9 protein-coding genes are annotated in these 10,033 nt (G+C 62.2%); 5 read left to right on the forward strand and 4 right to left on the reverse strand.

What is annotated here, in order from left to right:
• Positions 1-81: 81 nt before the first annotated feature.
• Positions 82-549, reverse strand: coding sequence for a peroxiredoxin (locus NKJ06_RS21055; RefSeq protein ID WP_352629225.1), 468 nt, complete (start codon positions 547-549; stop codon positions 82-84).
• Positions 550-644: 95 nt separating this feature from the next.
• Between NKJ06_RS21055 and NKJ06_RS21060 the strand changes: the two genes are divergently transcribed.
• Complete coding sequence (locus tag NKJ06_RS21060) at positions 645-4,025, forward strand: hypothetical protein (RefSeq protein WP_352810497.1); 3,381 nt, start codon at positions 645-647, stop codon at positions 4,023-4,025.
• Positions 4,026-4,035: 10 nt separating this feature from the next.
• A complete protein-coding gene (locus NKJ06_RS21065; RefSeq protein ID WP_352810498.1) occupies positions 4,036-4,524 on the forward strand; it encodes a hypothetical protein in 489 nt (162 codons plus the stop codon).
• Between the two features lie 28 nt (positions 4,525-4,552).
• On the opposite strand, the gene tyrS is transcribed toward NKJ06_RS21065, so the two are convergent.
• Entirely contained in the window at positions 4,553-5,806 is a 1,254-nt protein-coding gene (gene tyrS, locus NKJ06_RS21070; protein ID WP_352810499.1) for a tyrosine--tRNA ligase, read from the reverse strand.
• On the opposite strand from tyrS, the gene NKJ06_RS21075 reads away from it, so the two are divergent.
• The 3 genes from NKJ06_RS21075 to NKJ06_RS21085 all read left to right on the forward strand — a co-directional run bounded on the left by NKJ06_RS21075 (position 5,793) and on the right by NKJ06_RS21085 (position 8,667).
• Positions 5,793-6,077 carry a hypothetical protein gene (locus NKJ06_RS21075; protein ID WP_352810500.1) on the forward strand — a complete coding sequence of 95 codons (285 nt, stop codon included), beginning with the start codon at positions 5,793-5,795 and terminating at the stop codon, positions 6,075-6,077. The genes tyrS and NKJ06_RS21075 overlap by 14 nt on opposite strands.
• 73 nt (positions 6,078-6,150) lie before the next feature.
• Positions 6,151-7,794 carry an ArnT family glycosyltransferase gene (locus tag NKJ06_RS21080; RefSeq protein WP_352810501.1) on the forward strand — a complete coding sequence of 548 codons (1,644 nt, stop codon included), beginning with the start codon at positions 6,151-6,153 and terminating at the stop codon, positions 7,792-7,794.
• 45 nt (positions 7,795-7,839) lie between these two features.
• Positions 7,840-8,667, forward strand: coding sequence for a phosphatase PAP2 family protein (locus NKJ06_RS21085; protein ID WP_352629215.1), 828 nt, complete (start codon positions 7,840-7,842; stop codon positions 8,665-8,667).
• 21 nt (positions 8,668-8,688) lie between these two features.
• On the opposite strand, the gene NKJ06_RS21090 is transcribed toward NKJ06_RS21085, so the two are convergent.
• On the reverse strand, positions 8,689-9,339 hold the full coding sequence (locus NKJ06_RS21090; protein ID WP_352810503.1) for an FMN-binding negative transcriptional regulator: 651 nt from the start codon (positions 9,337-9,339) through the stop codon (positions 8,689-8,691).
• Positions 9,340-9,357: 18 nt separating this feature from the next.
• Entirely contained in the window at positions 9,358-10,032 is a 675-nt protein-coding gene (locus NKJ06_RS21095; RefSeq protein ID WP_013532163.1) for an alpha/beta hydrolase, read from the reverse strand.
• Position 10,033 lies beyond the last annotated feature (1 nt).

A 10,033-nucleotide genomic window follows, 5' to 3' on the forward strand; every position in this document is an offset into this window, starting at 1 on the left:
TTGTGGTGCCGGCTTGCCGGCGGCGATTGCCCGTCAAGCGGGTATAAGGTTGTGGGGGCGCGCCAGCCGTGCCGGTAAACCTTAAAGCGCACGAACGGCCTCGAGCACTTCCTCGGCATGGCCCTTGACCCGAACCTTGCGCCAAATCCCAGCGATCCGCCCGTCGCGGCCGATCAGGAACGTCGCGCGCTCGACGCCCATGTATTTGCGGCCATACATCGATTTCTCGACCCACAGATGATAGGCTTCGATCACCTTGCGCTCCTCGTCGGCGGCAAGGTCGATGGTGAGATCGTATTTCGACTTGAACTTGTCATGCTTCTTGGCGCTGTCGGGCGACAGGCCGATCACCACGGCTCCGGCCTTCTCGAACTCCGGCTTCAGCTGCGAAAAACTGATCGCCTCTTGCGTGCAGCTTGTTGTGTCGTCCTGCGGATAGAAATAGAGCACAATGGGCTTGCCGGAGGATGCGGCAAGGCTGAGTGATCCGCCGCCGTCCCGCGGCAGATCGAATTGCGGCGCAAGATCGCCTACGTCGAGGTCAGCCATACCGATGCCCTTGTTTGTGGTTACGCGCGAAGCCTCACCGATATAGTGTCGAGCGGGGATTCGTCCACGATCGAGTTCGTACAACGGAAAATTGCGTGGATCAGGAGCAACCGCAGCACGAGAAGATCAGGTTCAGGCGTGATGAGATCACCGACCTGGGGGCCTTTCCGTCCGCCTGCCGCGTGCCGCCGCTCGGCCAGGCGCGGATCGGACGCGGCTTTCGTATCCTGGCAAGGGCATTCGCCGGTTTCGCCAGCCTCGTCTTGTTGGCGGCAGTCGTCGTCTATCTCATCGGTGCGTCAGGCGTCGGCTCCGAACGGCTTCGGACGGAAGCGGAAGCGGCTCTCGAGAAACTGGCCGGTGTCGATGTCAATGTCGCGGTCGGGCCTGCCCGCATCACCCTTGACGGATCGAGCTTCATTGCCTTGCAGGTCAGCGACGTCAGCCTGAAGACCTCTGACGGCAAGCCGATGGCCGATGCCGGCCGGGTGCGTTTCGGCGTGCGTCTGTTTCCGCTGCTGTGGGGGGAGGTGCGGCTGACCAGCGCCAGGATTTCCGATGCCCGCATCGTCGTGGCGGCGATGCCATCCGGCGGCGACTGGACCACGACCCTGCGCAATGCGGACGGCCTCATCGATCCGGAGAAGCTGTCCAATGCGGTGTTCGGAAACGTCAACCGCGCACTCGATGCCGTGCGGGAAGATTCGCTGCGCCAGATCGATCTTCGCAATGTCGAATTCGTGCTGCCCGAAACCGGAACGATCAAGCTCGTCAAGATAACCGACGCCACCGTCGTGCAATCGGGACCGGGCGGCATGCAGTTTTCATCCGAGGCGGATGTCGACGGCAGGACGGTTACAGTTGCTGCCTCAGCCACCCGCGATATCGCGGCACACCGCGTCACGGCGCTGGATGCCAGCATCGATCTGGCGGATGCCGGCGACCTCACGGCCGCTGCCGGCAAGTTGGGCGCGGTCGCGCTGAAGCTGACGGGATCGGAAGGATCGGGGGTGAATGCATCGCGGCTGATGGCCCTTTTGTCGTCGACGGGTTCCATCCTCGATCTCGGCACACGCGGGCTGTTGCCGGCTGACGTCGATCTCAATGCTACACTTGTTGCCGGCAGCAACAAGGTCCAGGTCGACAGATTGCTGCTGAAGACCGGCCGGTCGACATTCGATTTCGCCGGTTCGATCGGGCCGAAGCCGGCAACCGGAGCGTCGGGTGAGGAACCCTCCTATCGCTACGACCTGACCAGCGACGGTTCGTCGCTTGCACCTTCGGAGTCGCCTGAGCCGGCGCTCACCTTCCTTGCGCGGATTGCCGGTGTCTACAACACGGTGAGCCACAGACTGGTCGCCGAGCAGATCGCGCTTCGGTCCGCCGCCTCCGGCGAGGTGCTTGGCACCGCTGCCGTGGCCTTCGTCGAGGGCAAGGCGCCGGGGATCAATCTTGCGTTCAACATCCACGATATGCAGGTTTCTCACGTCAAGCAGCTTTGGCCGTGGTTTTCAGCGCGCAACGCCCGGCTGTGGGTGCTGGCCAATCTGTTCGGCGGCCGCGTCGTCGACGCCAACCTCCAGTTCCAGGTCGTGCCGGGCCGCTTGGGCAACGGCGTGCCGCTTTCCGCCGATGAGGTGTTCGGCCGCTTCCAGATCGAGGGATCGCGCTTCGACACGGCCGGCCGCATCCCGCCGATACGCGACGCGGTTGGCGTCGTCGGCTTCCACGGCAACGATGTCGATATCTCACTGTCCTCGGGCACCGTCTATATGCCCAGCGGTCGCACCGTGGCAGCCAGCAACGGCACGCTGACGGTCAAGGCGGCCAACCGCCCGCCGGTCGTCGGCGCGCTCGACATCGACGTCGACGGCGACGCGTCCGCTGTTGCCGAACTTGCATCCTACGAGCCGATCAACGCCATGCGCCATGTTGGCATTCTGCCGGAAGAGCTGTCGGGCAGCGTTACCGGCCACGTCAAGGCGGACATTCCGCTGCAGACCGGCGTCGACTCCTCAAAGCTCGATTGGCTGGTGTCGCTCGACTACACCGGCATGTCCTTGGCCAAGCCGTTCGAGGGGCAGACCGTGACTGATGCCGACGGTTCGATCACGGTCGACCCGGAAAAGGCTGTGATCTCCGCCAAGGCATCGCTGAACGGGATTCCGGCCGAACTCGATCTGATCGAGCCGTTGAGGGATGACGGGCCGGCGCGCAGCCGCAAGGTGGCTTTGGTGCTCGACGACAAGATCCGTGCCGCTGCAATGCCCGGCCTGAAGCCGCTGCTTGGCGGAACGGTGAAGGTCGCGATCGACAAGAACGGCAGCGGCGACCAGAACGTCTCGGCCGACCTGACCAATGCCAGGCTGGACATTCCCTGGGCGGGCTGGAGCAAGGGCGCGGGGGTCCCCGCCAATGTCACATTCGTCATGACCAAGGCCGGCGATACGACGACGCTGTCCGACTTCAACCTCGACGGAAAGAGTTTCTCCATCGACGGCAGCATCGTGCTGGTCAATGGCGCCTTGTCGTCGGCGCGGTTCAGCAAGGTCACCTTGAACAGGGGCGACGATGTCGCGGTGTCGGTGAAACGATCCGGCAAGGGTTATGCGGTCGACATATCGGGCAATGCGCTGGACGCCCGCTCGCTCATCAAGCAGTTCACCTCGGATGTCGACACGGCAACCAAGACTACCGGTTCCGACGCCATTTCCGTCAGCGCCGATGTCGATCAGCTGACCGGCTTCCACGACGAGCAATTGTCCAATTTGAAACTTGACTACAGCGCGGCCGGTTCGCGGGTGAACGGGCTGAAAGTCAGCGCCACGGCAAGTTCGGGTGCCGCCATAAGCATCAGCAACACACCCGGTGCCGGCCGGCGCGAGCGCAACATGCACTCCGCGGCCGCCGGCGCCATTCTGAGGTTCCTCAACATCTACGAGCATATGGAAGGCGGAACGATCACCCTGGCGCTGGCGGGGCCGAGCGATGGATCGCTGAAGGGCAAGGTCGACACCAGCAACTTTTTCGTGGTCAACGAACCGAAGCTGGCCTCCATCGTTTCGACCACGCCGGCCGGCGACAACCGCAGCCTCAATCAGGCGGTCAAGGGCAAGCTGGACACGTCGCGGGTGAAGTTCGAACGCGGTTACGCCGAGATCGACAAGGGCAGCGGCTATCTGAAACTGGCCAATGGCGTGCTGCGCGGTCCGCGCATCGGCACGACATTCCAGGGCACGCTCTACGACCAGAACAACAACATGGACATGACCGGCACGTTCATGCCGGTCTATGGCCTCAATCGCATCTTCGGCGAATTGCCCATCGTTGGCGCGCTGCTCGGCAACGGCCGCGACCGCGGCCTGATCGGTGTTACCTACCGGCTCAAGGGCAATGCCAACAAGCCGGTGCTGGACATCAATCCGCTGTCGGTGATCGCGCCTGGAATATTCAGGTCGATCTTCGAGTACCGGTGAGGCGCGACCGGTGACGATGTCAGCCAAGATTTTGATTGCACTGGGCGCTGGTGCCGCACTCCTGGTCATCGCCAGCGGGTCACTCAACGCATCCAATTTCTGCTTTGCGCAGCGCAAGTTCCTGTCGGATGACGAGCTCTTGGCGGCTGCCGTTGCGGAGCTTCCAAAACTTGTCGAACTTACTCAGGAGAGAGGAAGAATTCTTCTGAGTTATGCAGACAAGTCTACCGATTATTCAAATGTAACGATCGTCAACTACGAAGACGCTTCTGATTTTGTTAAGAAAAACCCAAACTGCTGTCGCATCGGTCGCTTTGACGGTCCGCGCGAGCCCGTATTTCCGCCGGATTGGTGGACCGTGGTGTCAGGTTATACGGCAAAAATTGTTACCGTGAATTTCAAGCTGCGTTTCCTTACTCCGACGGGTGAAGAGTCTTTCCAAAATGATCCTTTTTACATCTGGATAGACTCTTGTGGGAAAATTAAACCGTACACCTAAGAGGCGGTCGGGATAGATCAGGCTCCGGTCAGACCGGCCGCACCAGAATGTGTTTTTTCTTTCCCAGAGACAGCTTTGCGACGGTTTCCGGGCTCAAATCCTTGGAGGTCACCAGTCGGCGCTCGTCGCTGACCGGCTCGTCGTTCAGGCGCACGGCACCACCTTGAACATGCCGTCGCGCCTCGCCGTTCGACGCCGCCAGTCCGGCGGTGACGAGCAGCGACAGGATACCGACACCGGCTTCGAGCGCTGCCTTGTCAACCTCGACGGTCGGCAGCGATTCGGCGAGTGCGCCTTCCTCGAACGTCTTGCGTGCCGTGCCGCTGGCTTGCTCCGCGGCTGCGCGGCCGTGCAGAAGGGCGGTGATCTCGGTGGCGAGGATTTTCTTCGCCTCGTTGATTTCGGACCCGCCGAGCCGCTCGAGCCGTGCGACCTCGTCCAGCGGCAATGTCGTGTAGAGTTTCAGGAAGCGGGCAACGTCGGCATCCTCGGTGTTGCGCCAGTACTGCCAGAATTCATAGGGGCTCAGCATCTCCGCATCGAGCCAGACCGCGCCCGAGGCCGACTTGCCCATCTTGGCGCCCGACGACGTGGTGAGCAGCGGCGTGGTCAGCGCATAAAGCTGCGCGTTCTCCATGCGGTGGCCGAGATCGATGCCGTTGATGATGTTGCCCCACTGGTCGGAGCCACCCATCTGCAGGCGGCAGCCGAGACGCTTGTAAAGCTCGACGAAATCATAGGCTTGCAGGATCATGTAGTTGAATTCGAGGAACGACAGCGACTGCTCGCGATCGAGCCGGAGCTTGACGGAATCGAAGGCCAGCATGCGGTTGACGGAAAAGTGACGGCCGACGTCGCGCAGGAAATTGACGTAGTTGATCTCCATCAGCCAGTCGGCGTTGTTGACCATGATCGCGTCGTTCGGACCGCTGCCGAATTTGAGATACGGCATGAAGTTGCGGCGGATGCCGGCGAGATTGTCGTCGATGTCCTGCGGGGTCAGAAGCTTGCGCGCCTCGTCCTTGAACGACGGATCGCCGATCATCGAGGTGCCGCCACCCATCAGCGCGATCGGCCGATGACCGGTCTGCTGCAGCCAGTGCAGCATCATGATCTGGATCAGCGAGCCGGCGTGCAGGCTCTTGGCGGTGGCGTCGAAGCCGATATAGGCCGTCACCGTCTCCTTGGCGAAGATATTGTCGAGGCCGGCATCATCCGAAGTCTGGTGGATGAAACCGCGCTCGCTCATCGTGCGCAGGAAATCGGATTTGAAGGCGGACATTGTTTCTTTCCCGAAAGCGCCCGGCCGCTGTGGCTCGGATGTGCATGAACGCGGGCGTTTAGCATCCAAGCGCGATCAGCAAAAGTGGTTTCCGGTTTTGCACCTGATCGCGCTTCAACAAAGAACTCGCGATCAGCAAAAGTGGTTTCCGGTTTTGCGTCTGATCGCGCTTCAACAAAGAACTCGCGATCAGCAAAAGTGGTTTCCGGTTTTGCGGCCCAAGCGGATGGCGTTGCGAATCCTTGCTTCGCCGTTTTGGCTGGCGTATTGAGGCGCCGCGCAGGGGCAGGGCCTGAAGCGCCGCGACGGGGCCATCCCGCAGATCAGATCCGGAAAGCTCCGCGATGAACAGGAACTATCTCTTTCTCTTTCTGTTCAGCGTGCTGATGACTTTCAGCGGACTGGCGAGCCTTCCACCCGTCGACCGCGACGAATCCCGTTTTATCCAGGCCACCAAGCAGATGGTCGAAACCTCCGACTATGTCGACATCCGTTTTCAGGATGCCTCGCGCTACAAGAAGCCGATCGGCATCTACTGGCTGCAATCGGCGGCCGTGGCGCTGAGCGGCGAGGGGGCGGCGGCGCCGATCTGGGTCTACCGCCTCGTCTCCATGCTTGGCATTGCCCTGGCCGTCGTCGGCATCGCCTGGACGGGCACGAAGCTCTTCGGAGCCAATGCAGGTCTCGCCGCCGGCCTGATGATGGCGACGATCTTCGCCACCGCCTTCGAGGGCCGCGACGCCAAGACCGACGCCATGCTGCTGGCCTGCTGCGTGGCGGCCCAAGGCGCGCTCGCCCAGATTTACCTGGCAGCGCGCCGCAAGGAACCGGTAGCCGCCCACCTGCCATGGATTTTCTGGGCGGCTCAAGGGCTGGGAATTCTTATCAAGGGGCCTGTCGCCCCGCTGTTGTCTGTGCTCACGGTTGCCGCGCTGTTCGCCTTCGAGCGCGACTGGCGCTGGATCCTGAAGCTGAAGCTCGTGCGCGGCGTCGCTCTGGTGCTCCTTATCGTGCTGCCCTGGGTCGCGCTCATCACCTGGAAGAGCGGTGGCGCCTTTCTGCAGGATGCCGTCGGCAAGGACATGGTGGCCAAGGTCGCGTCGGGTGAGGAGTCGCACGGCCTGCCGCCCGGTTTCTACATGCTGACCTATTCGCTGTTCATGTGGCCCTTCGGCTTGATCGCGGTCGGCGCCGGCCTTCAGGCCCTCAACCGGTTGCGCGACGATCCGCGGCTGCGTTTCTGCCTCGCCTGGTACATTCCGTTCTGGCTGGTGTTCGAGTTGATCCCGACCAAGCTGCCGCACTATGTCCTGCCGGCCTATCCCGGCATGGCGCTGCTGATCGGCTGGCTGCTGACGTTGTCGCCACAGGAGGCGAATGCCCCGCTCAAGCGCTGGCAGAATTGGTTGTGGTGGTCGACAGCATTCGGACTGGTCGTGGTCAGCCTCGGCCTGGCGGTAGTCTGCATCGGAGCGCCGATCTACCTCACCGGCACCTTCTCCTGGTGGAGCATTCCGGCAGCCGCGGCAGCACTGGCGGCGGGCTACTTCGCTTTTTCCAGGGAGCTGCAAGTGCCGCTGCGCCGCATCGGCGCCATCGCGGTCTGCGCCGGCATCACCTATGGCTTGCTGTTCGGCGTCATCGCGCCTTCGCTGAAGCCGATCTGGCTGAGCCCGGCAATCGAGGCGGCGGTCCGCGCCAACCGACCTTGCGACACCACGGTGCTCGCCTCGGCGGAATATCACGAGCCGAGCCTGGTGTTCCTTGTCGGCACGAAAACGGTTCTGACCGATGTCGATGGCGTCGCCAGACATCTGCTTGGCGACCCGGCCTGTGCGCTGGCCCTGGCGCAGGTCGGCGACGAGCAGAAATTGAATGGGCTGCTGGCGGCACAAGGCAAGTCGGCGAACCGCGTTGCCCAGATCGACGGGCTCAACTATTCGTCGGGAGACAAACTGTCGCTCGGCCTCTATCGTGTGGCCAAATGATCGCTCGTCGATGCCCATGACGGCAACAATGGGGTCGAATTTCCAATGCTGGTGAAATCGCGCCCCTGCGTTTCCAGCCTGCTCCTTGGGATAGGGCGTCGATCCCTGGACAATTTTCGCGATACGATACAGATCGCCAAGAGGCGCTTTGCCATCCGTCCGGCCAGATACCCGAACATTTTGTGGTCGGTCTGGGTGCTGGTCTGGGTTTTGCTGACGGCAGCAGCGTTTGTTCGCCTCGACACACCGGCTGGATTGCTGCATGGCCAGTGGTCAGCGAGATTTGCTCGTCTTGCCGACTTTTTCACGCAATTCGGCCTGGGCGGCTGGTATCTCATTCCGTCGGCGATTGTGCTCGTCGCCGCCAATTTGACGGATTGGCGAAGCCTTTCAAGGCGCTCGCTGATGCTCGCCTACAACTGGACCTGCCTGGCTTTCCTCGTGCTGAGCGCCGCAGGCCTATCCGGCCTCGCCGTCAATCTGCTGAAATACGCGATCGGTCGGGCTCGTCCGCTCTATTTCGGCGATTTTGGTGTGCTGGCCTTGCATCCTTTCGCCTTTGATGCGCGCTTCGCCGGCTTCCCGTCCGGCCATGCTACGACGATGGGTGCGGTGTTCGGGGTCGCTCTGCTTTTGTTTCCAAGGCGCTGGTACATCGCATTGGCGATCACGGCCTGCATCGCCTCGACGCGGGTCTTCGTCGGCGTGCATTATCCCAGCGACACGGTAGCAGGCTTCGGCCTTGGCTGCGCCTTCGCGCTGGCCTGCGGGCTGGTCTTTGCCCGGCTCGGCTTCATCTTTCGCCCGATGCCATCGGGATTGCCGGCGCGCAAAGCAACGTTTCGGCTGGTCGGGCCGAGACGGAAGGCCTGAGCGCTCGGTTTTGGCCGAAGCTTAATTTCCTTCCAGACCGCCGTAGGATCTCACCAGGCCGGCCATGTCGGGCGACGAGCGCTCTTCGCTTTCGAGCCCCTGCGCAACGCCGACGCGATCGGCCACAGGCCGGTTCTGGCTGACCTTCCACTTGCCGTGGATTTCGCTGATCTCGATTTCCAGCCCGATAATGCCCTTGATCTGCGACTGGATGAACGGCTCTGGCGCGTCGGTCACTGCCCAGGGCGCTTGGCGAGCGCCTTCCTGCGACGCCGTCAGATCGGCGATCTGCTGCGCCAGCCAGTCCTGGTCATCGATAACCTTGACGGTGCCGCGAACCTGCACGATGGCATAGTTCCAGGTCGGCACCACCTTGCCGGTCTCGCGCTTGGTCTCGTACCAGGACGGCGTCACATAGGCATCGCTGCCCTGGAAGACGATCAGCACCGGTGAAGCCGGATTTTCGGCCAGCAGTCGCCATTGCGGGTTGGCCCGCGCCAGATGCGCGCGCAGCCTGCCGTTCGGCTCGACGTCGGCGTCGAACAGGAACGGGATGGCGTTGGCGACCGGCCCCTCGGGCCCGTTGGAAATTAACAGGCCCAGCGGATGCGCCCGGATCAACCCGTGCAAGATCTCCGGCCGCGTTTCCCTGAAATGAGGAGGCTCGTACATCGCCGCTTCGTCCTTTGCTTATCGCAGCCGCTTCGGCCGCGGATCCGACAATTCACCGGCCAGCCGGCGGTCGAGATAATCAGCGCACTCCTCGAGCAACAGGTCGGCGTCGTTGGAGAAGAAATGGTTGGCGCCGGGCAAGGTCTTCTGCGTGATGGTGATGCCCTTTTGCGTGTGCAGCTTGTCGACCAGGCCTTGCACATCCTTCGGTGGCGCCACCTTGTCGGCATCGCCATGGATGATCAGGCCCGATGACGGGCAGGGCGCCAGGAACGAGAAATCATAGGTGTTGGGCTGCGGCGCGATCGAGATGAAACCTTCGATCTCCGGCCGGCGCATCAAAAGTTGCATGCCGATCCAGGAGCCGAAGGAGTAACCGGCGACCCAGCAACTCTTGGAATCCGGATGCAGCGACTGCACCCAATCCAGAGCTGCGGCGGCATCCGACAATTCGCCGGTGCCGTGATCGAATTCGCCCTGGCTGCGGCCAATGCCGCGGAAATTGAAGCGAAGCGTGGTGAAATCCCGCTTCTGGAACATGTAGAAGAGGTCGTAGACGATCTTGTTGTTCATCGTGCCGCCGAACTGGGGGTGCGGGTGCAGGACGATGGCAATCGGCGCGCTCTTTTCCTTGGAAGGCTGGTAGCGACCCTCCAGGCGGCCGGCAGGACCGGTGAAAATGACCTCAGGCATA

The organism is Mesorhizobium sp. M0293, from assembly GCF_040321735.1.
GTDB lineage: Bacteria > Pseudomonadota > Alphaproteobacteria > Rhizobiales > Rhizobiaceae > Mesorhizobium.

What these genes read in the sequence shown, in the direction of transcription:
- NKJ06_RS21085 (WP_352629215.1), top strand. Translation starts at nt 7,840, where the DNA reads ATGCTGGTGAAATCGCGCCCCTGCGTTTCCAGCCTGCTCCTTGGGATA.
- NKJ06_RS21055 (WP_352629225.1), bottom strand. Translation starts at nt 549, where the DNA reads ATGGCTGACCTCGACGTAGGCGATCTTGCGCCGCAATTCGATCTGCCG.
- NKJ06_RS21080 (WP_352810501.1), top strand. Translation starts at nt 6,151, where the DNA reads ATGAACAGGAACTATCTCTTTCTCTTTCTGTTCAGCGTGCTGATGACT.
- NKJ06_RS21090 (WP_352810503.1), bottom strand. Translation starts at nt 9,339, where the DNA reads ATGTACGAGCCTCCTCATTTCAGGGAAACGCGGCCGGAGATCTTGCAC.
- NKJ06_RS21095 (WP_013532163.1), bottom strand. Translation starts at nt 10,032, where the DNA reads ATGCCTGAGGTCATTTTCACCGGTCCTGCCGGCCGCCTGGAGGGTCGC.
- tyrS (WP_352810499.1), bottom strand. Translation starts at nt 5,806, where the DNA reads ATGTCCGCCTTCAAATCCGATTTCCTGCGCACGATGAGCGAGCGCGGT.